The organism is Citrobacter sp. Cf088 (genome assembly GCF_030334295.1).
In the GTDB taxonomy this organism is placed as follows: domain Bacteria; phylum Pseudomonadota; class Gammaproteobacteria; order Enterobacterales; family Enterobacteriaceae; genus Citrobacter; species Citrobacter freundii.
In genome coordinates, this window is record NZ_JAOWEE010000033.1 from 118,946 (window position 1) to 143,533 (window position 24,588).

The window sequence follows — 24,588 nt, forward strand, 5'->3', positions numbered from 1 at the left end:
GCCTGTTCACTATGCTACGGCGTTTTCTTCAAGCTGACGCATAAACTGGCGGACCCAGTCGATCCGCGTTTTACGCTCGCCCAGATCCTGCATAAATTTCAGTCGGGTTGGGCCGTCCAGACGGAAGTGTTGCGGTTGTTTTTGCAGTAAACCAATCAGCCAGACCGGGTTAACGTGGTTTTTCTCGGCAAATTCAATGGTACCGCCTTTGTCATGACCTTCGAGCTTTCTGATCCCCAGTTTCTGCGCCTGCTGGCGTAAACGAGCGATATCCAGCAACGTACGAGCCGGGTCGGGCAGCAGGCCAAAACGATCTATCAGCTCGACCTTAATCTCTTCCAGTTCGTTTTCGCCTTTCGCGCTGGCAATGCGCTTGTAGAACGATAGTCGGGTGTTAACATCCGGTATATAGTCATCCGGCAGCAGAGACGGCATACGCAGTTCAACTTCGGTTTGCTGGCTGGTGAGATCTTCCAGTGACGGCTCACGCCCTTCTTTGAGCGCATCGACCGCATTTTCCAGCAACTCCATATACAGCGAGAAGCCGATGCTTTCCATGGAACCACTTTGATCTTCACCCAGCAGTTCCCCGGCGCCGCGAATTTCAAGGTCGTGGGTCGCCAGCGCAAATCCTGCACCTAAATCTTCCAGCGAGGCGATGGCTTCCAGACGCTTTTGCGCGTCGGTGGTCATTGCTTTTGGATGCGGCGTCAGCAGCCAGGCGTACGCCTGATGGTGTGAGCGTCCCACACGACCGCGTAGCTGGTGCAATTGCGCTAAACCAAAGTGATCGGCGCGTTCGATGATAATGGTGTTGGCGGTCGGAATGTCGATCCCGGTTTCGATAATGGTGGTACACACCAGCACGTTAAAACGCTGATGGTGGAAATCGTTCATCACGCGTTCCAGCTCGCGCTCGCGCATTTGCCCGTGGCCGATACCAATACGCGCTTCCGGCACCAGTTCTGCTAATCTGTCAGCGGTTTTCTGGATATTCTCGACGTCGTTAAACAGATAATAAACTTGTCCCCCGCGCAGAACTTCACGCAGGATCGCCTCGCGTACCACCAGGCTGTCGTATTCGCGCACGAAGGTTTTGACCGCCAGACGACGAGCGGGCGGCGTGGCGATGATCGACAGATCGCGCATGCCGCTCATCGCCATATTGAGCGTACGCGGAATAGGCGTTGCCGTCAGGGTCAGAATATCGACATCCGCGCGCATCGCCTTGATGCGTTCTTTGTGGCGAACGCCGAAACGGTGCTCTTCATCGACAATTAGCAGACCCAGATCTTTTAGCTTCACATCCGCTTGCAGCAGTTTGTGCGTACCGATGAGAATATCAATTTTCCCCTCGGCAACCTGCTCCAGAATATGCGCTTGCTCTTTGGCGCTACGGAAACGGGACAACATCTCAATGCGTACCGGCCAGTTGGCAAAACGATCGCGGAAGTTGTCGAAGTGCTGCTGTGCGAGCAGGGTAGTCGGAACCAGCACGGCAACCTGTTTGTGGTTCTCTACGGCAAGGAAGGCGGCGCGCATCGCGACTTCGGTTTTACCAAAACCGACGTCGCCGCACACCAGACGGTCCATGGCCAGCGGTTGACACATATCGCTGAGTACAGCGTTGATCGCCTGCGCCTGGTCAGGCGTGGTTTCAAACGGGAAGCTGTCGCAAAACAGCTGATACTGTTCACGGTCATGCTTAAAGGCAAAGCCTTCTTTCGCCGCGCGCTGGGCATAAATATCCAGCAGCTCTGCCGCGACATCGCGCACCTTCTCAGCGGCTTTCTGCCGGGCGCGTGACCAGGCATCGCCGCCCAGTTTATGCAGCGGCGCATTCTCTTCTGCACCGCCCGCATAGCGGCTGATCAGATGCAGTGACGACACCGGCACGTACAGTTTGGCGTCGTTGGCATAGGTGAGCATCAGATATTCACCGGTGATACCGCCCGCTTCCAGCGTGGTCATCCCGGCATAGCGACCCACGCCGTGTTCCAGATGCACTACCGGCTGACCGGGATGCAGCTCTGCAAGGTTACGAATTAAGGTATCCGGGTTGATGGTGCGACGCGAATCCTGGCGGCGACGCGCCACGCGTTCCCCAAGCAGATCGCTTTCACAAATCAGTGCCAGATTGCGTTTGCTATCGATGAAGCCGTGCTCAGCTGCGCCAATCATCAGATAACGACCGTTATCAACGGCTTCATCGAGTCGCAATATCCGCTTCGGTGCCACTTTGATACGAGCGAGCAGCTCGCCAAGCGCTTCACGTCGGCCTTCACTTTCGACCGAAAAAATCACCGGGCCGGTAAAGCCCTCAAGGAATTTACGTAACGCATCTAACGGTGATTTTTGCTGTGCCTGCACGGCGATGTCCGGCAGCTTCTGGAACCCGAGGTTGGTATTCGCAGCTTTGTTCGCCAGACTCTCGGTTTTCAGTTGAACGCGCGGCCAGCGTTTAAGTTCAGAAAACAGCTCATCAACCCGCAGCCACAGCGATTCCGGCGGCAGAAGAGGGCGCATCGGATCAACACCGCGATTTTCAAAGCGTGACAGGGTATCGGCCTGGAAGCGTTCTGCGCTGGTCTCGATATCACCGGTATTGACCAATAACGTATTGGCGGGGAAGTAGCTGAACAGCGGCGGCAGCGGCTCGCTGAAAAACAGCGGTTGCCAGTATTCAATACCCGCAGGTAACGTGCCTTTGCTGACCTGCTGGTAAATATGTTCGGCGTCGCGTTTAACCTCAAAGGTATCGCGCCACTGACTACGGAATAGCTCGATGGCCGTTTTGTCAGTCGGGAATTCGTGCGCGGGGAGCAAATTAATGGCATCGACTTCTTCCAGCGTGCGCTGGGTGTCGGTATCAAACAGACGCAGGCTGTCGATTTCGTCATCAAAGAAATCCAGACGATAAGGCAACTCGCTGCCCATCGGGAACAGATCCAACAACGCGCCGCGCGTGGCGTATTCGCCGTGTTCCATGACCTGATCAACATGGCGATAGCCAGCGCTATCCAACTGTTCGCGCAGGGCGTCGCGCGAAAGCCGCTGACCTTTTTTCATGACCAGCGCATGCCCGTGCAGATAGCTGTGCGGACAGACACGCTGCATCAGGGTATTTACCGGAACGATCAGTACGCCTCGCTGCATGGCAGGCAGTTGATACAGCGTAGAGAGACGCGAAGAGATAATCTCCTGATGGGGAGAAAAACTGTCATAGGGCAGCGTTTCCCAGTCGGCCAGGTTCATCACCATCTGGTCGGTAAACTGACGAATTTCATCATGCAGGCGCAAAGCATTTTGCATGTCCGGCGCGATCAGTACCACTGGACCGGCGTGATGTTCGGCGATTTCGGCGACCAGCGTTGCGCAGGCGGCACCGGTAAGCTCACCCAACTGGCGCTGATCGCCAGCTTTCGCTGGGAGCGTGTAACGATGTTGTTCAGGCATTCGGTTGTCAGGTTCTCGTTTAGATATACATCTGATAAGCAATGTTCTTTATTATCCGTGATCGTTTCTCATAAGCAAATTGATTCGCCCCCTGATGGGGGCAAAAAGCGCGTTGGGGTTAGCGCGAAACGACCGATAAAGAAGGCGGGGAAAAGAGCAGGTCGGCCACTGTTTTTTGTGAAATTTTACGCACCAACAGGCCAAACAAGGTGCACAGCAGCAGGCAGGCGAATGGATACACCAACAGCAGGGCCAGCTCTGCATATGCAGGCCAGGCTGCATGATTAATGTTGGGGATTAGCGTTAAGCTGAATAGCTCAACCAGAATTCGGTGGGTGGTGTAGATGGCGATGGTATTGGCACCAATCACGCTTAACGGGCCGGACTCACGCATACCAAAGCGCAGCTCAAATTGATAAAACAGCTTCATGATCAGCACAATGGAAAGAAGAGAAAGTAATAGTGAGACATTTGCCAGCCACGCGACGATGGCGGCGATTGCGCTAACCAGAACAATGAGCGCATGGCGGCGCAGGGGCACCTCCTTAATCCATACCATCAGCGTTGCGCCAAACCATGCACCGAGGCTGTACCAGGGCAGATTGCGAATCACGCTGTTCATTCCCCACCACGGCGTCGGGACAAAGTTGATCGCCACGCTCAGCGCCACAAATAACGCCAACAGCGGCACCGCCCAGCGGCTGAAAATTTTACACAGAACAAAATAGACAATCAGCGCGTACAGATACCACAAGCTGGTACTGGCGGTCAGCATCCCGTGGGTAAAACCTGCGATCGAACCAGCATAAGCGGCGTTGGCAGCATGGCTCAGATCGCGCTGTGGGGCCAGCCAGTTATTGAGCGTCACTAACGCCAGCCATTGCACCACACCCCAGAGTATCAGCACCCAGGCAATACTCCAGATCCGTTTTTCCACGCAGGTGGTCCACGGGACGCTATCAATGTAGCGACGGATCAGATATCCCGAAATAAAGAAAAAGACCGGCATGCGAAACGGCGCCAGGTACAAATTGAGGTAAATCCAGCATTTGCTCAGCAGCTCTGAAAGCGGATGCTGAAAAGTAGTGAGGTGCGGGTAAAATGTGATTACCGAGTGGTAAATCACCACCAGGCAGATACATAACCCTTTGATTTTATTAATCCATGGTTCTTTTTTATTCATCGAGACGGCGTATCCATATTGTTGATTATAGCCTGCCATCCTGCGCAATCCGCTGTGCGCTGTAATGCGTAACTGTCTGCATTTTGATTTTTTAAGATAAAGAGCAGGGACCAGGATGGAAGGGAAGACGGACAACTTTAGCGAATTGATTTATTTATACTTTTAGGAATAGTGCTGACGAACACTTACGGTTCAGTCATTTACCCATTCCGCTTTCGCTTATATACTCGTGACTTTGCTAACAGCAACCAGACGGATTTCATGTACCAACCTGTCGCTCTATTCATCGGCCTGCGTTATATGCGTGGGCGTGCAGCAGATCGCTTCGGTCGCTTCGTTTCCTGGCTCTCCACCATTGGCATTACCCTCGGGGTGATGGCGCTGGTCACGGTGTTGTCGGTGATGAACGGTTTTGAGCGCGAGCTGCAAAACAATATTCTTGGCCTGATGCCTCAGGCCGTTCTCTCGTCTGAACAGGGTTCCCTCAACCCGCAACAACTGCCGGAAAAAGCGGTGGTGTTGAACGGCGTCAACCGAGTTGCACCCATAACTACGGGAGATGTGGTGCTGCAAAGCGCGCGTAGCGTGGCGGTCGGCGTGATGCTCGGTATCGATCCGGCGCAAAAAGATCCGTTAACGCCGTATCTGGTCAATGTGAAGCAAACAGATCTGCAGCCGGGTAAGTATAATGTCATCCTCGGCGAGCAGCTTGCCGGGCAGTTGGGCGTGAACCGTGGCGATCAAATTCGCGTGATGGTGCCTTCGGCCAGCCAGTTTACGCCGATGGGACGTTTGCCGAGCCAGCGTCTGTTTACGGTGATTGGCACCTTCGCCGCCAACAGCGAAGTAGACGGCTACCAGATGCTGGCCAACATTCAGGATGCTTCCCGCCTGATGCGCTATCCGGTGGGCAATATTACCGGCTGGCGTCTGTGGCTGAACGAACCGTTAAAAGTTGATACGCTGAGCCAGCAAACGCTGCCGCAGGGCACCAAATGGCAGGACTGGCGCGAGCGCAAAGGGGAACTGTTCCAGGCCGTGCGCATGGAGAAGAACATGATGGGGCTACTGCTTAGCCTGATCGTGGCTGTGGCGGCTTTTAATATTATTACCTCGCTGGGTCTGATGGTAATGGAGAAGCAAGGGGAAGTGGCGATTCTACAAACGCAGGGGCTAACGCCGCGTCAGATAATGATGGTGTTTATGGTTCAGGGGGCCAGTGCCGGGATTATCGGCGCGCTGCTTGGCGCGGTGCTGGGCGCATTGCTCGCCAGTCAACTGAACAATTTAATACCAATTATTGGTGTGCTGCTGGATGGCGCGGCGCTGCCGGTCGCTATCGAGCCGCTGCAGGTTATCGTCATTGCGCTGGTGGCGATGGCCATCGCGCTGCTGTCTACGCTTTATCCTTCCTGGCGCGCTGCCGCCACTCAACCCGCTGAGGCTTTACGTTATGAATAAGATCCTGTTGCAATGCGACAACCTGTGCAAACGCTATCAGGAAGGCACTGTGCAGACCGATGTCCTGCACGATGTCAGTTTTAGCGTCGGCGAAGGTGAGATGATGGCGATTGTCGGCAGCTCTGGCTCCGGAAAGAGTACGCTGCTGCATCTGCTGGGCGGATTGGATACGCCGACTTCCGGCGACGTGATTTTTAGCGGTCAGCCGATGAGCAAGCTCTCGTCGGCGGCGAAAGCGGAACTGCGCAATCAGAAGCTGGGCTTTATTTACCAGTTCCACCATTTACTGCCGGACTTTACCGCGCTGGAAAACGTAGCGATGCCGCTGCTGATCGGCAAGAAAAAACCGGCTGAAATAACCGAGCGCGCACGGGATATGCTGAAAGCCGTAGGACTGGATCATCGTGCCAGTCATCGCCCGTCTGAACTGTCTGGCGGCGAACGCCAGCGTGTGGCCATCGCTCGTGCGCTGGTGAATAACCCGCGTCTGGTCCTGGCGGATGAGCCAACGGGTAACCTGGATGCGCGTAACGCGGATAGCATTTTCGAGCTTCTGGGCGAGCTGAACCGCTCTCAGGGCACGGCATTTCTGGTGGTGACGCACGATCTGCAACTGGCGAAGCGGATGAGCCGCCAGCTTGAAATGCGCGATGGTCGCCTGACGGCTGAACTGAGCCTGATGGGAGCTGAGTAATGGCTTCGCCTTTATCGTTATTGATTGGTCTGCGCTTTAGCCGTGGTCGGCGGCGCGGCGGTATGGTTTCGCTGATATCTGTGATTTCCACCGTTGGCATCGCGTTGGGTGTGGCGGTGTTGATCGTTGGTTTAAGTGCCATGAACGGATTTGAGCGTGAGCTGAACAACCGTATTCTGGCCGTAGTCCCACACGGAGAGATTGAAGCCGTAAATCAGCCGTGGAATAACTGGCAGGAAGCGCTCGACAAAGTACAAAAAGTGCCGGGTATTGTCGCCGCGGCGCCTTATATCAACTTTACCGGACTGGTAGAGAGCGGGGCGAACTTACGCGCGGTGCAGGTGAAGGGCGTTGACCCAAAACAGGAACAGCGTTTAAGCGCACTGCCATCCTTCGTGCAAAACCACGCCTGGGATAATTTTAAAGCCGGTGAACAACAAATCATCATTGGTAAGGGTATTGCCGATGCGCTGAAAGTGAAGCAGGGCGACTGGGTGTCGATTATGATCCCTAACGCCAGCGCGGATCATAAATTACAGCAGCCTAAACGCGTGCGTTTACACGTTACTGGGATCCTGCAACTGAGCGGCCAACTCGATCACAGCTTTGCCATGATCCCAATGGAAGATGCGCAGCAATATCTGGATATGGGAACCAGCGTTTCCGGGATTGCGCTGAAGGTTAACGACGTGTTTAACGCCAATAAGCTGGTGCGGGACGCGGGCGAAGTGACCAATAACTATGTTTATATTAAGAGCTGGATCGGTACTTATGGCTATATGTATCGCGATATCCAGATGATTCGCGCCATTATGTATCTGGCGATGGTGCTGGTGATTGGTGTGGCCTGCTTTAATATCGTTTCCACGTTAGTGATGGCGGTAAAAGACAAAAGCGGCGATATTGCGGTATTAAGAACCCTTGGGGCAAAAGATGGGTTGATCCGTGCCATTTTTGTCTGGTACGGCCTGCTGGCGGGTCTGTTTGGTAGCCTGATAGGCGTCGTCATCGGGGTGGTCGTCTCGTTGCAACTGACGCCGATCATCAACGGAATCGAGGCGCTTATCGGTCATCAGTTCCTGTCCGGCGATATCTATTTCATTGACTTCCTGCCATCGGAATTACACTGGCTGGATGTGATTTACGTGCTGGTGACAGCACTCGTGCTGAGTCTTTTGGCAAGTTGGTATCCGGCGCGTCGCGCCAGCAATATTGATCCTGCGAGAGTACTTAGCGGCCAATAACAACAATAATACACGACAGCATTCATGCTGCATCAAGGCGTAGCCAACGCAGAGGCATCTTGAAGGATGACGTGTATCAAGGAGCGGTGATGTATTACGGATTTGACATCGGCGGGACCAAAATTGCGCTGGGCGTGTTTGATAAGCAACGTCGTCTGCAATGGGAAACTCGCGTCCCTACACCTCGCGACAGCTACGACGCTTTCCTTGATGCGGTCTGCAATCTGGTGACGGAAGCTGACCAGCGTTTTGGTATCAAAGGTTCGGTCGGTATCGGGATTCCTGGCATGCCGGAAACGGAAGACGGCACGTTGTACGCGGCCAACGTTCCTGCCGCCAGTGGCAAACCGCTCCGCGCCGATCTTAGCGCTCGCCTTGACCGCGATGTGCGTCTGGATAACGATGCGAACTGTTTTGCTCTCTCCGAAGCCTGGGATGACGAGTTTACCCAATATCCGCTGGTGATGGGGTTGATCCTCGGTACGGGCGTTGGCGGCGGCCTGGTGCTTAACGGGAAATCCATCACCGGACGCAGCTATATCACCGGCGAGTTTGGTCATATTCGTTTGCCGGTTGATGCGCTGACGCTGATGGGCTTTGATTTCCCGCTGCGCCGCTGCGGATGCGGCCAACTGGGATGCATCGAAAGCTATCTTTCCGGCGGTGGATTTGCGTGGTTGTATCAGCATTACTACCATCAACCGCTGGATGCCCGTGAAATTATCGCGTTGTGGGAGCAGGGCGATGAACATGCGCGTGCACACGTTGAACGCTATCTGGATTTGCTGGCGGTGTGTCTTGGGAATATCCTGACTATCGTCGATCCTGATTTGGTGGTGATTGGCGGAGGCTTGTCGAATTTTACCGCTATTACGACGCAACTGACGGACCGACTGCCACGTCATCTGTTGCCAGTTGCCCGGGTACCGCGTATTGAGCAGGCACGGCACGGTGATGCCGGCGGGATGCGCGGGGCTGCTTTCCTACATCTTACCGATTAATACAAAGAGGTTGTTATGCTGTCGCGTCGGGGTCATCGGTTAAGCCGCTTTCGTAAAAATAAACGCCATTTGCGCGATCGCCTGCGTCAACGAATCTTTTTCAGAGACAGAGTGGTGCCTGAATTGATGGAAAAACCAAGAGTGCTGGTACTGACGGGAGCGGGAATCTCTGCTGAGTCAGGAATTCGAACCTTCCGCGCGGCGGATGGTCTCTGGGAAGAACATCGGGTTGAGGACGTTGCGACTCCGGAAGGATTTAGTCGAAACCCGGAGCTGGTTCAGTCGTTTTATAACGCCCGTCGCCATCAATTGCAACAGCCAGAAATCCAGCCCAACGCGGCGCATATCGCACTGGCAAAACTCGAAGCCGAACTGGGCGACCGTTTTTTACTGGTGACGCAGAACATTGATAACCTGCATGAGCGTGCGGGCAGCCAGAACGTTATCCATATGCACGGCGAACTGCTCAAGGTTCGCTGCTCGCAAAGCGGGCAGATTCTGGAATGGAAGGACGATGTGACCCCGGAAGATAAATGTCACTGCTGTCAATTTCCGGCACCGCTGCGACCACACGTGGTGTGGTTTGGTGAAATGCCGCTGGGCATGGATGAAATTTACATGGCGCTGGCAATGGCGGATGTATTCATTGCGATTGGCACATCGGGACATGTTTATCCGGCTGCGGGTTTTGTGCATGAGGCGCGGCTGCATGGGGCACATACGGTAGAACTAAATCTCGAACCGAGCCAGGTTGGCAGCGAGTTTGAAGAGAAGTATTACGGTCCGGCAAGCCAGGTGGTGCCAGAGTTTGTTGAGAAGTTATTGAAAGGTCTGTGAGAACGGATGGCGTAGGCCCGATAAGCGTAGCGCCATCGGGCAGTGATGATGCGCCGGATGCGACGCTGACGCGTCTTATCCGGCCGATGAGGAGGGCAATTAACGTCCTGCTTTTAGCTTCTGATAATACTCTTCATAGATAGCGCTGGCGGAACCGACATCGTTCTGCCATTCCCCTTTGTTGATTGTTTCTGCGTCAGGATACAGGGTTTTATCATTTGCGACTTCAGGGCTTAACAGCTTACGTGCTGCCAGGTTTGGCGTCGGATAACCAATAGTTTCCGCAACTTCTTTCGCTACGTCCGGGCGCAGCAGGAAGTTAATCAGCTTCAGCGCACCTTCTTTGTTTTTCGCGTTAGCCGGAATAGACAGGCTATCCATCCAGAAAATGCCACCTTCTTTAGGCCATACCACTTCCAGCGGTGTACCTGCCTGACGCGCAACATATGCGGAGCCGTTCCACACCATCCCCAGATTGACTTCACCTTCCATATACGGGTTGGCCGGGTTGTCAGAGTTAAACGCCGCGACGTTAGGCATCAGTTTCTTCAGCTCGTTATAGGCGGCTTCAATCTCTTTCGGGTCGGTGGTATTGCCGGAGTATCCCAGCTTGCGCAGCGCCATCTGGAACACTTCACGCGCATCATCCGTTAACAGCAGACTGCCTTTGTACTCCGGTTTCCATAGATCGGCCCAACTGGTGACGGTTTTCGGATCGATAGCATCGCTGTTTACGCCAATGGCCGTCGCACCCCAGATATACGGGATGGAGTAGTCATTGTTCGGGTCAAACGGCTTGTTGAGCATTTCCGGATCGAGGTTGTGGAAGTTGGTCAACGTCGACTTGTCGATCTTCTGGATCATGCCTTCTTTACGCATTTTATCGACGTAATAGGTGGACGGAACCACCAGATCATATGCGCCGTCTTTATAGGTTTTGAGCTTGGCGTACATGGTTTCGTTCGACTCGTAGGTCGAATAGATAACCTTAATGCCGGTCTCTTTGGTGAACTGTTCCAGCAGCCCTGGCGGGACATACTCGGTCCAGTTATAGAAATAGAGCGTGTTGTTGTCATTCGCGTGAGCGGCGCTCATGCCCAGTGCCAGAGCACCCGCCGCGAGCAGGTGGCGTGACCATTTTTTCATCATTTAACGTCCCCTGAATTAAGGGCCTCAGCGGCCCTTGGTTTTATCACGTGCAATAAGCTGGCTGGCGATCACCATAACCAGCGACAGAACCAACAAAATGGTCGCCAGCGCGTTCACCTCTGGTGATACACCGACTTTGACCATTGAGTAGATTTTTAATGGCAGAATTTCATAACCCGGTCCGGTAACGAAGGACGAAACGACGACATCATCCATCGACAGCGTAAAGCTCAGCAACCAACCTGCAGCCACCGCAGGCATAGCCAGTGGCAGTATAATCTTGCGCAGAATAGTTACTTCGCTGGCACCCAAATCTTTAGCAGCCTCAAGCATGCGTACATCAAAACCTTTCAGGCGTGAGTAAACTGTCACCACCACAAAAGGCAGACAAAAAGTGATATGTGAGAACAACAGCGACCAGAAACCCAGTTGAATGCCGATCAGCATAAACAGCACCAGCAGAGATATTGCCATCACAATATCTGGCGACATCATCACCACGAACAGCATGCCACTGACGAACGGTTTACCGCGAAAACGGTAGCGGTACAGCGCAACCGCAGTGAGTGAGCCGATCAAGGTGGCAAACGTGGCGGATAGCACCGCCATCGTCAGCGAGTGCTGCGCCGCCTGCAACAGGCTGTCGTTATTCATCAGCAGGCCGTACCATTTGGTAGTAAAACCCTGCCAGTTGATGCCGAAGCGCGAGCTGTTAAAGGAGTTCACAATCAGAATGATGATTGGAATATACAGGTACGCGTAGATAGCGGTCATAAAACCGCCGCGGAGCAGTCGACCGATCATTCGAGTTCCACCCTCTTGTTCAGCAAGCGCGAGGCACGCCAGTAGATCAGCAGCATCAGACCCATCACGATGGTCAGCGTAATGCTGGTGGCTGCACCAAATGGCCAGTCACGGATGTTCAGGAACTGAACTTTAATCACGTTGCCAATCAGCAGGTTTTTCGCGCCGCCCATTAAGTCGGAAACGTAAAACAGCCCCATTGCGGGCAGCATGACCAGCAGGCATCCGGCGATAATCCCCGGCATCGTCAACGGAATAATGATGCGGGTGAAGGTCTGAAGTTTACTGGCACCTAAATCGCGTGCGGCTTCCAGCAGCGGTTTATCGAGTTTTTCAATGCTGGAATAGAGCGGCATCACCATAAACGGTAGCAGGATGTATACCAGCCCGATAATCACCGCGCTGGGGGTAAACATGATGCGAATGGGTGTATCGATAACCCCGAGCCATAACAGAAACTCGTTGAGATAGCCTTTGGTACTGAGGAAAATTTTGAGTCCGTAGATGCGGATAAGTGAATTGGTCCAGAACGGAACAATCAGCAGGAACAGCAACAGCGGGCGCACTTTTTCCGGCAGTTTCACCAAAAACCAGGCAAACGGGTAGCCGAGTACCAGACAGGCGAGCGTGGCAATCAGCGCCATATTGAGGGAGTGAACCAGCACCTCAAAATAGAGCGGATCGAGCAGGCGCGTATAGTTCTCCAGCGTAAAGACCATTTTGACGAAATTGGCGTCGTCGCGGGTCAAAAAGCTGGTACCGATGATCATCAGGTTGGGCAGAAAGACAAATAACACAAGCCAACCGACAATGGTGACGATCACCACACTCTGGAATTTACTTGTGTTCTTCATCAGCCAGTACGACCTCCCAGCTTTCTACCCAGTTAATCGCCATTTTCTGGTCGAGAGAGTGGTCAAAGTCAGGATCGTCTTCATTGAAGAATTCGCTGACCATCACCATCTTGCCATTTTCCAGTTCCACAACCGACTCCAGCGTCATGCCTTTGTAGTTGCGTTCGCGCACGTAGCCGATCAGGCCTTCGATATGATTATCATCGTTGATTTCATCTACGCGCAAATCTTCAGGGCGTAACAGGACGTGCAGCTTTTGTCCGGGAACCACCGCGAAGTTGACATAAATATTGCACTCGCGGCCTTCAACGTTAGCACGAACTCGCTGTTCATCCAGACGTTCAATCACCGTGGCGTTAAACATATTGATCTCGCCGATAAACCCGGCGACGAACAGATTCTTGGGCTCTTCGTAGATTTCGCGCGGAGTACCGTCCTGCTCAATCTTACCATCGCGCATCACCACGATGCGGTCGGACATAGTCAGCGCTTCTTCCTGATCGTGTGTGACAAAGACAAAAGTGATACCAAGCTTACGCTGCAGCGCTTTCAGTTCATTCTGCATCTGCTTACGCAGTTTGTAGTCCAGCGCAGAGAGGGATTCATCTAACAAGAGTAAGCGGGGTTTGTTGACCACAGCTCGGGCAATCGCTACGCGCTGCTGCTGGCCGCCGGAAAGTTGATGCGGTTTTCGCTGGGCGAACTCTTCCAGTTGCACCATGCGCAGGGCTTCGGTAACGCGGGGAGAAATGTCGGCTGCGGGCGTTTTTTGCATGCGTAAACCAAAGGCCACATTCTCAAATACGGTCATGTGGGGGAATAACGCATAGCTTTGGAAGACGGTATTCACGTAGCGGTTTTCCGCTGGAACGTGAGTAATGTCCTCGTTGTCCAACATAATATGACCGGAATCAACCGTTTCCAGACCGGCAATCAGGCGAAGAACGGTTGTTTTACCGCAGCCAGAGGGGCCAAGCAGCGTAAGAAACTCGCCATTATTGATGGTCAAATCCAGGCTGGAAATCACCTCTTTGCCATCGAAACTTTTGCGAATTCCCGCTAATTGCACCAGTGGAGAAAGCGAACGCGGTTGTTTATTCAATTTTTTACTCTGTCCCATGTAAACGCAACGGATGGCTGACCGATGCGGGGTTTGTGGTTAACCACCTTGATGACTCTTAATGAGGGCCGTTATTCTACGGCAAACCATTGTAATCGCCAATCCTTGTTGCGAATTACTGACTTAGCCCTATAGTCAGAGGGGATGTCAGGGCGAAATATTCTCACTTGCGGGGATAAAAGTGACCTGACGCAATATTTGTCTTTTGTTGCTTATTGATAATGTTGTCACAAAAAGTGAGGGTGACTGCATGGATAAACTACTTGAGCGTTTTTTACACTACGTGTCGCTGGACACCCAATCAAAATCGGGCGTGCGGCAGGTACCCAGCACCGAAGGACAGTGGAAATTATTACAACTGCTCAAACAACAGCTCGAAGAGATGGGACTGGTTAATATTTCACTGAGCGAAAAAGGCACGCTGATGGCAACGTTACCCGCTAACGTTGCTGGCAATATTCCTGCGATCGGCTTTATTTCCCATGTGGATACCTCACCGGATTTCAGTGGTAAAAATGTCAATCCGCAAATTGTTGAAAACTATCGCGGTGGCGATATTGCGTTAGGCATTGGTGATGAAGTTTTATCGCCAGTGATGTTCCCGGTGCTGCATCAACTTCTGGGTCAGACGCTGATCACTACAGATGGTAAAACGTTGCTGGGCGCGGATGATAAAGCAGGCGTGGCGGAAATCATGACCGCACTGCCTGTGCTTATCCAAAAAGATATTCCGCATGGCGATATCCGCGTGGCCTTTACACCGGACGAAGAGGTGGGTAAAGGGGCGAAGCATTTTGACGTTGCGGCATTCGATGCGCAGTGGGCCTATACCGTTGACGGTGGTGGCGTAGGTGAGTTGGAGTTTGAAAACTTCAACGCTGCGTCGGTTAATATTAAAATTGTTGGCAACAATGTGCATCCCGGCACCGCAAAAGGGGTGATGGTGAATGCGCTGTCGCTGGCGGCGCGTATTCATGCAGAGGTTCCGGCAGATGAAAGCCCGGAAAAGACGGAAGGTTACGAAGGCTTTTATCATCTGGCGAGCATGAAAGGGACGGTCGATCGGGCGGATATGCACTACATTATTCGTGATTTTGACCGTAAGCAGTTTGAAGCGCGTAAACGCAAGATCATGGATATCGCCAAGAAGGTCGGTAAAGGGTTACACCCCGACTGCTATATCGAACTGGTGATTGAAGACAGTTACTACAATATGCGCGAAAAAGTGATTGAGCATCCGCACGTACTGGATATCGCCCAGCAGGCGATGCGCGATTGCGATATTGAGCCGGTGCTGAAACCGATCCGTGGCGGCACTGACGGCGCGCAGCTGTCGTTTATGGGATTACCGTGTCCGAATCTGTTCACCGGTGGCTACAACTATCATGGTAAACATGAGTTTGTAACCCTGGAAGGAATGGAAAAAGCGGTACAGGTGATTGTGCGTATTGCTGAACTGGCCGCGCAACAAAAATAAAGTATGTGTAGTTGCCGGATGGCGCTTCGCTTATCCGGCCTACATTATTACACTCCAGTCGGCCTGATAAGACGCGTAGCGTCGCATCAGGCACTCTTTGCATTACCCTTCGAAGAACCAGTACCCGCTGTTGACCAGCGCGGCAAGCATGGCAAGGAAAGAAGGATCTTCCAGCGCATCCTCAAAGTTCTCAGCCGTCAGCACAATATGACTGGCCAGCGCTTCCAGGGCAGGACGATGCGGCGAATCAATTTTCTCACCGTTAGCGTAGACGTCGTCGCCAATACGCAATACACGCAATCCGCCCAGACGCACTAACACATCACCTTGCTTCAGGGCATCGTAAATTTCGTCTGGCTGATACGGTGGCTCCGGCGGGGCAATATCCAGTTCATGACGAGACTGAGAAATAAACTCGCCAAACCACTGCTGGAAATGTTCTGGTTGATTAATCAGCCCGAGCATCATTTCGCGCAGCTTATCCATCTCCTGCGGCAGAACGTCGGCCGGATGATCGCGCGGCGGCAGGTCCGGATCGCTGTAATAGGTGCTACCCAGTTCGCGTTGCAAAACGTAATCGGCGAACCCGCTGATCAGCTCGCGAGTGTTTGGCGCACGGAAACCGACCGAATAGTTCATCGCGTTTTCCAGCGCATAACCTTCGTGCGGGAATCCCGGTGGAATGTACAGGATATCGCCGGGCTCCAGCTCTTCATCGATGATAGCTTCAAACGGGTCGACCTGAAGGAGATCCGGGTGAGGGCAGTGCTGTTTCAGCTGCAGTTTTTCACCTACGCGCCAGCGACGACGACCGGTACCCTGAATGATAAATACATCGTACTGATCCAGGTGCGGGCCAACGCCGCCGCCGGGGACAGAGAAAGAAATCATCAGATCGTCGATGCGCCAGTCCGGTAATTCACGGAACGGGCGCATCAGCGCGGCAGTTGGCTCGTGCCAGTGGTTGACCGCCTGCACCAGCAAAGACCAGTTGTTCTCGCCAAGATGGTCGTAGCTTTCGAAGGGACCGTGGCTAACCTGCCATTTTCCGTCCTGGTGGCTGACGAGTCGGCTGTCGACTTCGCTTTCCATTGCCAGTCCAGCCAGTTCGTCAGGAGAGAGAGGATCAATAAAATTGTTAAACCCGCGTTTTAAGACCACCGGGCGTTTCTGCCAGTGGCGTTCAAGAAAATCGGGCCAGTTAAGTGTGAGTTGGTATTCCATAATGAGCATCCCGCAGGCTGGTATCTGCAACCGATTATAACGGATACTTAACCTCAAGCGTGAAGTCAGTACATATTTATTACATGCGACGATTACTCGTCTTTCTGGCCCGGCTGCTGGCGGCCAAAAATAACTTCCATGCGCGCGCCACCCAGCAGGCTATCGCCGGCAATAATCTGCCCGTCATACTGTTCGGTGATTTCTCGCGCCACCGCCAGACCGACGCCTTGTCCTGGACGTAGCGTATCTACGCGCTGTCCACGGTCAAACACCACTTCCCGTTTGCTTTGCGGAATACCAGGACCATCATCTTCAACCAGAATATGCAACTGATCCTCAGACAGTTGCGCTGAAATCTCGACAAACTCCAGACAATATTTACAGGCGTTATCCAGTACGTTGCCCAACACTTCGACAAAATCATTCTGTTCGCCCACAAAGCTGATTTCAGGTGAGATATCGAGATTAATGTTGACGCCTTTACGCTGATACACCTTATTCAGTGCCGAGGTCAGTTTATCCAGCAACGGCGCGATCGGGTGCAGTTCGCGGCTGAGTAGGGCACTGCTGCCACGCATGCTGGCGCGATGCAGGTAATAGCCTATCTGTTGGGAAATACGGCTGATTTGTTCCAGCATGATAGGCTCTGCGTCGCTGACGCTCATCTTTTCATTACGCATTGAGCGCAGAGTACTCTGCAATACCGCCAGTGGTGTTTTCAGACTATGGGTGAGGTCTGTTAACGTGGTGCGGTATTTGTCATAACGCTCACGTTCGCTTTTTAACAGCCGATTGAGATTACGAACCAGGCTGGTCAATTCGCGTGTGGTGGCGGGGTTTAGCATCTCACGATGATGTTCCTCAAGCTCACGGACTTCACGCGCCAGCGATTCAATCGGCCGCAGGCTCCACCACGCGGCCACCCATAACAGCGGAATGACCAGCAACAGATTGGCGACCAGGACATAAATAAACCAGCTCCAGACCATATACGAGCGCTTTAGCTCTATTGGAATGGTATCGACAACCACAATGGTCAGTTGCGGCATTCTGGCAGTAGCAGGGTAGACGTTTACCGCCACGGAGTGGGTCATTTCGGCGTCGTCGTCATCTTCTCTGACTTCTTTTAACTGTTGCTGAGCGGAGTGATCTTCGCCCAGTAAGGTGCTGGTGGCGTCTACATTGGCTTCAATTTCATGAAAACCGTTCGTTTTTAGCCAGTCCGGTTGGATACTTTGCGTCAACCAGGGAACATTGCGCTGCGCCCACAACAACTCACCGCTTTCGTTATAGATCAGCGACATTGTTGGGCTTTGCATATCGAGATTTTCAGGCAACTCGACGTTTATCTTGCCGTTTTCCCACTTTGCCAGGGTATAGAATAGATTACTTTCACCCCGCAGCAGGCGGAACGTTGTCTTATCAAAGCTGACACTGTAACCCACAAGGGCAACCATGCCGTAGGCCAGCGACAGCACCAACACCACGCCTGCAGTTGCCAGTAAAAAGCGTAACCGCAGCGATAACGGGAAAAAATGACGCAATAGTTTATTCATTAGCGCAGTTCAAAAAGATATCCCTGGCCACGCACGGTAGTGATCACCTCATGCGGATATTGCGCCTGAATTTTTTTACGTAGACGCCCCATCAGAACATCAATAGTGTGACTTTCGCGCAGCTCGGCATCCGGATAAAGCTGCAGCATGAGCGAATCTTTACTGACCACTTTGCCATTATTACGGATGAGTGTTTCCATAATGGTATATTCAAACGCTGTGAGCTTGATAACTTCATCATTGACGGATAACTCGCGTCGGGAGAGGTCCACCTGAAAAGGCGGAAGGGAGATAATTTGCGATGCCAGACCGCTGTTTCGACGCATCAGTGCCTGCATGCGTGCAGCCACTTCTTCGATGTGAAACGGTTTGGTGACATAATCATCAGCGCCTGCACTGAGGACTTCCACTTTGTCCTGCCAGCCTTCGCGCGCGGTTAATACCAGAATTGGCAGCGAAACCTCATTACTGCGCCAGCGGCGGATTAGCGACAAACCATCTTCATCGGGGAGCCCTAAATCAACGATCGCGATATCCGGCAGATGCTCATTCAGATAATAGTCCGCTTCCTTCGCATCTTCTGCATCATCCACCTGATGCCCTAAATCCTGTAACTGAACCTTGAGGTGGTGGCGTAATAAAGCATTATCCTCGACAACCAGTACGCGCATCATCGTTTCTCCCTAAAATAATGGTATGAATAGTTTAACGCTGATTATGTGGATTGAAAGCAGCGCTATGAAATTAAATAACTTTTCTCATGCTCCCCTGCCCGTGGGGGCGTCCTGGGGGCAGTGCTGTTGGCATCTGATTGTTCAGCATGTTGACCTGATCCTGGTTCATGTCGCCAATCCACTTGGAGTAAACCTCGTACACCATGCGCGCATCTTCATGTCCCATCTGACTCGCTATGAATGACGGGTTCGCTCCGGCCATCAACGTCCAGCATGCGTAGGTATGCCGTGACTGATAAGGATTCCTTTCGCGGATATTGGCAAGTTTAGTGCCTCGTTTCCAGCCATAGGCAATCGAGTTCTTGGAGAAGTAACTGCCTTTTTTTGACGAATATGCTGTCGGTGAAAAAACGAAGCGAAGAGATTGCTGCTCAGTTTTTCCGATCTCCCGATGGTGAAATCGAATTTCTTGCTTCGGATTAGCGCCGGTGACTTCGTATTGTTCCTTCAGTGCATCCAGAGCAGGTTTAAGCAACGTTATCGTCCTTATTCCGGCATCTGTCTTAGGGGGTACAAATACTCGCTTATTCGTCAAACTTCTGGATACGTGGATTTCACCTTTTACCAAATCAATATCTTCCCATGCCAGGGCGCATATCTCGCCCGGCCTCATCCCCGTATGAACGGCAACAATGATGATTAATGCCTGGCTACGGGGAAGGACGGCTATCAGTGCCTGGTACTCATGAAGTAATAGTGGGTCGGGATCATTTTTAGATAACTTGAGTCGCGACACTCCTTCATAAGGAGCATGCAATATAAACTGGCTTCGGTTTGCGAGCTTAAGCATTTCTGATAAAACTGCCATCTGTTTATTGACTGTTGAGGGCGCGCGGCCCTGCCTGGCCAGATTCGGCATTGCCGGGTTAATAATTGTCCCGGTCAATAACTCCTTTCGGTAATGCAAAATGTCGGCATGCTCAATATCTACCAGACGGGTATTTTCTCCGATTACACGCAGTAACGTATTTACGACCGAAGTCATCGATAGCAGTGTTGCACCAGATACCTCTAAGGCTTTGGTGTCTGTAAAAAAATCACTCAGTTCTTTAAACGTGGTGATTTTTTTGGTTGTGATGAACTTCTTAAGCGCTTTGGATTCCGGGAAACGTTCCGCATAGTCGAACTTACCGAGCTGTATTTCGCTTGTTATGAACGCGCGAAGATTGCCTGAATACACCCTAAAACCATACGGGATGGGTATGGGGGGACTGAAATGCCCTTATGATCATTACCGAGTAAATCATCACGGAGAGTTCGCCAATTGAGGAAAGGTGACATGGATTTACAGATCAACAACCCCTGGCGTGATAACAACGCAGGGGTTGAATATTTTACTGAATACTTTCCAGGTCTTTTGCTATATCGCGATGGCGTCCCTGGTCGGCAATCTCACGCCCCTGGCGAGCCGGTGCTTTAAGAGCCTTTTCCAGATAGCGTTTCCCTTCGCCAGTCTTTTTCTCTTTCAGCAAAAAGTCACCATAAAAATAGTTTGGGTCGATGCCATCAGGATTTATCGCCAGTGCTTTTTTCAGCATTTCTTCGGCTTTGTTTTTATCACCAAACCCAATCGGCCAGCCGGGAACCTGATAATATAGCGCCCCAAGGCTGGTCCAGGCTGATCCTTGTAAAGCATTGGGGTCGATGCTGATCGCTTTTTCCAGATCGCTACGGGCCTGTTTGACCAGACTCAATGCACCCAGCCCTCCTTTAGCCCCCGCCCAGCTACTGTCGATAATCGCCGACCAAATAAGCAATGCTGCGTCAGCATTATTTTTCGCCTGACTCGCACTATGGGCCCGTTGACTCAGTGTGGTAAAGCAGCTCTCTTTTTTTGCTTCAAGGGTCTGATACTGACAAACGGACCAGTCGTGCTGGAGGTTTTCCAGCGTGGTAGTCGCCATGGCAGAGGCGGGAAAAGCTGCTGTCAGGAGCAACGTTTTCATAATTTTCATTTGTCTTCACCTTTGAATGTGCCCTGGGTATAGGACTGGATCACGGGTAATTTTTTACCCAGCGCTTTGTCTACCATACCGGGAAACCAGGCATTGATTTTAACGAACAGACGTTCCATCGCGCCGAAGCGGTAGCGTTTCTGCTCTGTCTCAAGGAGATGTACCAGACGTACGGCGACAAATTGTGGGGAATCACTGCTGTTGCCCAGTTTGCGGTTAAGCGCGTAAACCTCGTCACTGTTGAGCGCCGTTTCGGTAGCACGCGGCGCGGCATACAGTACGCTGATACCATTCCCCTTTAATTCGCGCCCCAGCGCTTCCGATAAACGGTGCGTGGCCGCTTTGGTGGCGCTATACACGCTCCAGGCAGGGTGGCCAATCTCACCAAATATCGAACCAATGTTTAGGATGATGCCCTGAGGATTAAACTTATCCAGCATGGCACGGGTCAACAGAGTGGGGATTTCGATATTGGTTCTAATCTGTTCCCGAATATCGTCAAAAGACTGTTGTTCAAACAGTGCAAAACGACTGGTTCCGGCATTGTTGATCAGGATATCCAGTTTGTTCTCATCTTTGAATCTGCTGGCCAGCGCGACGATTTCGTCATCAGTATAACTGCTCATTAGCACAATATGATGCCGTTCCGGATAGGGAAGCATCTCTTTCAGAAGCGTCATCGCCTGTGCATTTCGTCCAACCAGGCAGAGTCTGGCTCCTTTGTGCGCCAGCCTTTGCGCCAGCTCTTGTCCGATACCACCGCTGGCGCCAGTCAGCAGAACGGTTTTATCATGCAGGTTCATACGTGGTCTGCCCCAGTTGGTTAAGCATCTCTGTGTACAGGTGATAGACGCGACGAGCGGCATAGATAATGGCTGCCTGATCGGCCTCGTCAGCCACGGTATCCATAAGTGAGGCGAAAAATTTAAGATGTCCTTGATCAAGTTCACCGTGTGAACGCAGGTAGGTTGTCGCCTGTTCTGGCAACCCCAGTGTCCGTTCCACCTGGGCTGCAATCGCGGTAGCAATAGACACGCTGGTTCCCTCCAGAACCTGTACCATGCCAAAAATACTCATAGGGTTGACCCGTTCAATGCGGTAGTAGAGCCAGGCCACCATCATTTCTATCGGTATCCCTGGGGTGCCATTGCGAACGCTTTCCGCATCACCGCCGCAAGCCTGAATATCGTTCAGGATCCATTCCTGATGCCCGTACTCTTCGTCAATATATTCAGCAATTGCGCCCCGAATGGCTTCATGTGAGGCTGGCAAACGGCTGCCAGCACTCATCAACAAGGGGACGGTATGGCTGACGTGATAGTAAGCCTGTGTCAGAAAAGCGATATACAGGTCGCGCGAGATGTCACCAGTCTGGCAGCGTGCGATGACAGGCGAGGAGAGTAAACCTCGGCGTTCGGCCTCAGTCTGTTGTTGTAATTTGTTATAAAAGCTCATGATGACTCCTCTTCACTACAGGTGAGAATGTGTTGCCAGAGGGATTGCCGGATGAGTTCCCGGCGTGGGCGGCCATTTGCAGTGAGCATGCCAGGCTCTGATATAGCTGAAGTGAATAACAGGCGATGGAACTGCGCATAATCAGGCAGGCGAGCTGAAAGGGCCAGCAACTGCTCGCGGGCCTGCATCTGTTGCCCCTCGAAGACATCGACGAGTGCAACGTTATGCCTTAAGCCTTCTCCAAAAATCACTATCCGGCGTACAGCTGGACAGGTCATGGCCTCTGCCTCAGGCCATTCAGGTGAAAAATTACGACCAAAAGCGTTTATCTGGACATTCTTCAGGCGACCCTGAATACGAACAAACCCGTGTTCATCAACACTGCCAAGATCGCCGGTAGCAACTGTTGGGGAGGCTGGTGCGGATCCCAGATATCCCAAAGCGTTGGCTGGGCTGGTGACACACAATTGTTGCTGGTCATCAACATTGATCTGGATACCTGGCAATGGCCGACCGACGCTGTTCTCTTTTATAGCGTCGGGCAGATTGAGGGCAACGACAGAGCCACATTCGGAGAGACCGTATCCTTCATATACAGGTAAGCCACTCGTTATCGCCATCGTCAGCAATGAAGCCGGAACCTTGCCACCGCCTGCGGCGACAAACCGTAAAGATTGCGTACTGCCCGGTACCTGCTTGTGCAGATGCAGTAACACACGTAGCAACTCTGGTACCAGCACCAGACTTTGTGGGCACCAGGTGGCCAGCGCCTGAAGAAACTGGGCTGGATTAAAGCGGCTGGAACCTTCAAACCCAATCCGGGAGGGTGGGAGAATCACCGTCTCAGCGCCAAGTAGCAGAGGGATGTAAACGCCGCACAGATTCTCCAGCAGAATACTGAGGGGCAGTGTCACCAGGTGTTTTTCCAATTTCAGGGAGTGCAATACGGTCGCTAACGTTTGAGCCATCCATACCATACCATCCAGACTCAGACAGACGCCTTTTGGCTCTCCGGTTGTACCGGAGGTATACGTTATCTTTGCCGTTCCTGCCGGCAGAGTCACGGGGTCCTCTACTGCACGGATTTGCAGTCTTCCGAGCACAAAATCGTGTTCCTGCCAATCCGCCAGGATTTCCCCACCGATTTGTGCATCCACTGAGGCTGATGATCGTACCCAAGTTTTCTGTTGCCCGCTGAAAAAGGAGGGGACAGGGATGATCACCACTCCACTTATCAGACATGCGAGATCGATGATGGCCCATTCAGGGCTGTTATCCATTTCAAGTGCCAGCCGTTTTACCTTGAGGGCAGATAATTGTTCGGCCACTGCCTTAACGGCATCATGGTATTGCTGCCAGCTCCACGAGCGAGAATCGCCCTGCAGGGCGATGGCATTTGGTTGAAGCGCAGCCTGTTTCTCAAGCGTGTTCAGAAGCATAAGATCCTCCGGAAGGGGTTATCCAGGGAGCAGAAGGCGGATCAGCAAACATTCCCAGCAACAGGCTGTTCTGACTTAGTGTGGTTTGCCCACCATGTAACTCCCCCGCCATAATTTGCGGGTCATGTTCGTAATAGCTCCCCCATTCACGCGCAGCTTCGCCAAGCCTTGTCGAGTCAGCAGGCATCAATGTGATTGGTTGCAGATTCAGGCGGAAAAAGGTATTGCGTATTTTTTTAGTTCCGGTAAAGACAATCCACGAATAGCAGTATTGATTGAGAAGCAGGCATAGAGCCGCATACATTATTCGGGCGCTTGCCCCATCGCTCGCGGCAAAATTACCAATTTCAACAATCGAGTCGCGTGAAACGGGATGTGACAATCGTGCAAACAGCACGGCTTCAACCGGGACATCAAGATAGTGTTCGAGATATATCTTACCCATTGAGGCCGGCTGGACGCCACAGGCTGCTTTTAATTCTCCGTTAGCATCGAACATTCCAAGCAACCATGGCATGCAGCGCGGAAGAGAAGCATGATAAAACTGAGAATAACTTTCACGAATAAACTCTGAAATATCATTTTGCTCACGTTCACCTGGAAGCCAGCGCAACGTATAAGGAGATAATATTCGCATAGGAAGACCTCTTTTAGCGTCTTACCAGTATGGCGAGTCAACATTATGTTAACATTAAGTTGAGCATGAGCCTGGTAATTTAAATCCAATGTCGCGGCAAGAATGTGTAGGACTCGAAAAAACGGAATGTCTGATGTGTAAATACATTACGTAAAAAAATTAATAATTTGTGCTCTTAAATCGTTGATCATTTCTGCTTACAGGGGGGGGGCTGTATAAAAAAACAGTATATGTATCGGAGGTAATTATGAGAGTTGAATTAGCCATTGATCGCACTAAAGAACTACCAAAAGGCGCGATACCAATTC

21 protein-coding genes are annotated in these 24,588 nt (G+C 52.1%); 6 read left to right on the forward strand and 15 right to left on the reverse strand.

The features are described from left to right. Positions 1-9: 9 nt before the first annotated feature. Together mfd and OGV71_RS03885 are read right to left on the reverse strand one after the other, a co-directional pair. Entirely contained in the window at positions 10-3,456 is a 3,447-nt protein-coding gene (gene mfd, locus OGV71_RS03880; RefSeq protein ID WP_061547876.1) for a transcription-repair coupling factor, read from the reverse strand. A gap of 118 nt (positions 3,457-3,574) precedes the next feature. After that, positions 3,575-4,639: an acyltransferase family protein gene (locus tag OGV71_RS03885; RefSeq protein WP_204583714.1), complete on the reverse strand. Its 1,065-nt coding sequence runs from the start codon at positions 4,637-4,639 to the stop codon at positions 3,575-3,577. Between the two features lie 261 nt (positions 4,640-4,900). On the opposite strand from OGV71_RS03885, the gene lolC reads away from it, so the two are divergent. From lolC to cobB, 5 genes are all read left to right on the forward strand, one after another. After that, positions 4,901-6,100 (forward strand): lipoprotein-releasing ABC transporter permease subunit LolC, encoded by a 1,200-nt coding sequence (lolC, locus tag OGV71_RS03890; RefSeq protein ID WP_204583712.1) that lies wholly within the window; start codon positions 4,901-4,903, stop codon positions 6,098-6,100. Beyond that, positions 6,093-6,794, forward strand: coding sequence for a lipoprotein-releasing ABC transporter ATP-binding protein LolD (lolD, locus tag OGV71_RS03895; protein ID WP_003030805.1), 702 nt, complete (start codon positions 6,093-6,095; stop codon positions 6,792-6,794). Before lolC ends, lolD begins: the two co-directional genes overlap by 8 nt. Further along, the gene (gene lolE, locus OGV71_RS03900) at positions 6,794-8,038 is read left to right on the forward strand and encodes a lipoprotein-releasing ABC transporter permease subunit LolE (protein WP_003030804.1); all 1,245 of its coding nucleotides are present in this window, start codon (positions 6,794-6,796) and stop codon (positions 8,036-8,038) included. The genes lolD and lolE overlap by 1 nt, the downstream gene beginning before the upstream one ends. 89 nt (positions 8,039-8,127) lie before the next feature. Continuing rightward, the gene (nagK, locus tag OGV71_RS03905; protein ID WP_003030802.1) at positions 8,128-9,039 is read left to right on the forward strand and encodes an N-acetylglucosamine kinase; all 912 of its coding nucleotides are present in this window, start codon (positions 8,128-8,130) and stop codon (positions 9,037-9,039) included. Positions 9,040-9,054: 15 nt separating this feature from the next. After that, entirely contained in the window at positions 9,055-9,876 is an 822-nt protein-coding gene (gene cobB / locus OGV71_RS03910) for a Sir2 family NAD+-dependent deacetylase (RefSeq protein WP_003030799.1), read from the forward strand. A 99-nt stretch (positions 9,877-9,975) separates the two neighbouring features. Here the strand turns inward: cobB and potD are convergent, their stop codons facing one another. Genes potD through potA form a run of 4 tightly spaced genes read right to left on the reverse strand, consistent with a single transcriptional unit; the run spans position 9,976 to position 13,803 of the window. Then, on the reverse strand, positions 9,976-11,022 hold the full coding sequence (gene potD / locus OGV71_RS03915) for a spermidine/putrescine ABC transporter substrate-binding protein PotD (protein WP_003030797.1): 1,047 nt from the start codon (positions 11,020-11,022) through the stop codon (positions 9,976-9,978). 27 nt (positions 11,023-11,049) lie between these two features. Next, positions 11,050-11,829, reverse strand: coding sequence for a spermidine/putrescine ABC transporter permease PotC (gene potC, locus OGV71_RS03920; RefSeq protein WP_003030794.1), 780 nt, complete (start codon positions 11,827-11,829; stop codon positions 11,050-11,052). After that, positions 11,826-12,683 (reverse strand): spermidine/putrescine ABC transporter permease PotB, encoded by an 858-nt coding sequence (potB, locus tag OGV71_RS03925; protein ID WP_046670510.1) that lies wholly within the window; start codon positions 12,681-12,683, stop codon positions 11,826-11,828. The genes potC and potB overlap by 4 nt, the downstream gene beginning before the upstream one ends. Then, positions 12,667-13,803, reverse strand: a complete 1,137-nt coding sequence (gene potA / locus OGV71_RS03930; RefSeq protein ID WP_003030791.1) for a spermidine/putrescine ABC transporter ATP-binding protein PotA — start codon at positions 13,801-13,803, stop codon at positions 12,667-12,669. The genes potB and potA overlap by 17 nt, the downstream gene beginning before the upstream one ends. Positions 13,804-14,053: 250 nt before the next feature. Between potA and pepT the strand changes: the two genes are divergently transcribed. Beyond that, positions 14,054-15,280, forward strand: coding sequence for a peptidase T (gene pepT / locus OGV71_RS03935; RefSeq protein ID WP_286532652.1), 1,227 nt, complete (start codon positions 14,054-14,056; stop codon positions 15,278-15,280). A 102-nt stretch (positions 15,281-15,382) separates the two neighbouring features. On the opposite strand, the gene roxA is transcribed toward pepT, so the two are convergent. The 9 genes from roxA to OGV71_RS03980 form a co-directional block, all read right to left on the reverse strand. Continuing rightward, a complete protein-coding gene (gene roxA, locus OGV71_RS03940; RefSeq protein ID WP_003030786.1) occupies positions 15,383-16,504 on the reverse strand; it encodes a [50S ribosomal protein L16]-arginine 3-hydroxylase in 1,122 nt (373 codons plus the stop codon). Positions 16,505-16,596: 92 nt separating this feature from the next. Then, a complete protein-coding gene (gene phoQ, locus OGV71_RS03945; protein WP_003030784.1) occupies positions 16,597-18,060 on the reverse strand; it encodes a two-component system sensor histidine kinase PhoQ in 1,464 nt (487 codons plus the stop codon). Further along, positions 18,060-18,731, reverse strand: a complete 672-nt coding sequence (gene phoP / locus OGV71_RS03950; RefSeq protein WP_003030783.1) for a two-component system response regulator PhoP — start codon at positions 18,729-18,731, stop codon at positions 18,060-18,062. Before phoP ends, phoQ begins: the two co-directional genes overlap by 1 nt. Positions 18,732-18,804: 73 nt before the next feature. Further along, positions 18,805-19,974: a tyrosine-type recombinase/integrase gene (locus tag OGV71_RS03955; RefSeq protein WP_286532655.1), complete on the reverse strand. Its 1,170-nt coding sequence runs from the start codon at positions 19,972-19,974 to the stop codon at positions 18,805-18,807. Between the two features lie 154 nt (positions 19,975-20,128). Further along, complete coding sequence (locus OGV71_RS03960) at positions 20,129-20,749, reverse strand: hypothetical protein (protein ID WP_103856767.1); 621 nt, start codon at positions 20,747-20,749, stop codon at positions 20,129-20,131. Continuing rightward, entirely contained in the window at positions 20,746-21,552 is an 807-nt protein-coding gene (locus OGV71_RS03965) for an SDR family oxidoreductase (RefSeq protein ID WP_071696756.1), read from the reverse strand. The genes OGV71_RS03960 and OGV71_RS03965 overlap by 4 nt, the downstream gene beginning before the upstream one ends. Then, complete coding sequence (locus tag OGV71_RS03970) at positions 21,539-22,204, reverse strand: iron-containing redox enzyme family protein (protein WP_204583710.1); 666 nt, start codon at positions 22,202-22,204, stop codon at positions 21,539-21,541. Before OGV71_RS03970 ends, OGV71_RS03965 begins: the two co-directional genes overlap by 14 nt. Next, positions 22,201-23,643, reverse strand: coding sequence for an AMP-dependent synthetase/ligase (locus tag OGV71_RS03975; RefSeq protein ID WP_071696758.1), 1,443 nt, complete (start codon positions 23,641-23,643; stop codon positions 22,201-22,203). The genes OGV71_RS03970 and OGV71_RS03975 overlap by 4 nt, the downstream gene beginning before the upstream one ends. Continuing rightward, on the reverse strand, positions 23,624-24,280 hold the full coding sequence (locus OGV71_RS03980) for a thermostable hemolysin (protein WP_071696759.1): 657 nt from the start codon (positions 24,278-24,280) through the stop codon (positions 23,624-23,626). Before OGV71_RS03980 ends, OGV71_RS03975 begins: the two co-directional genes overlap by 20 nt. Positions 24,281-24,588 lie beyond the last annotated feature (308 nt).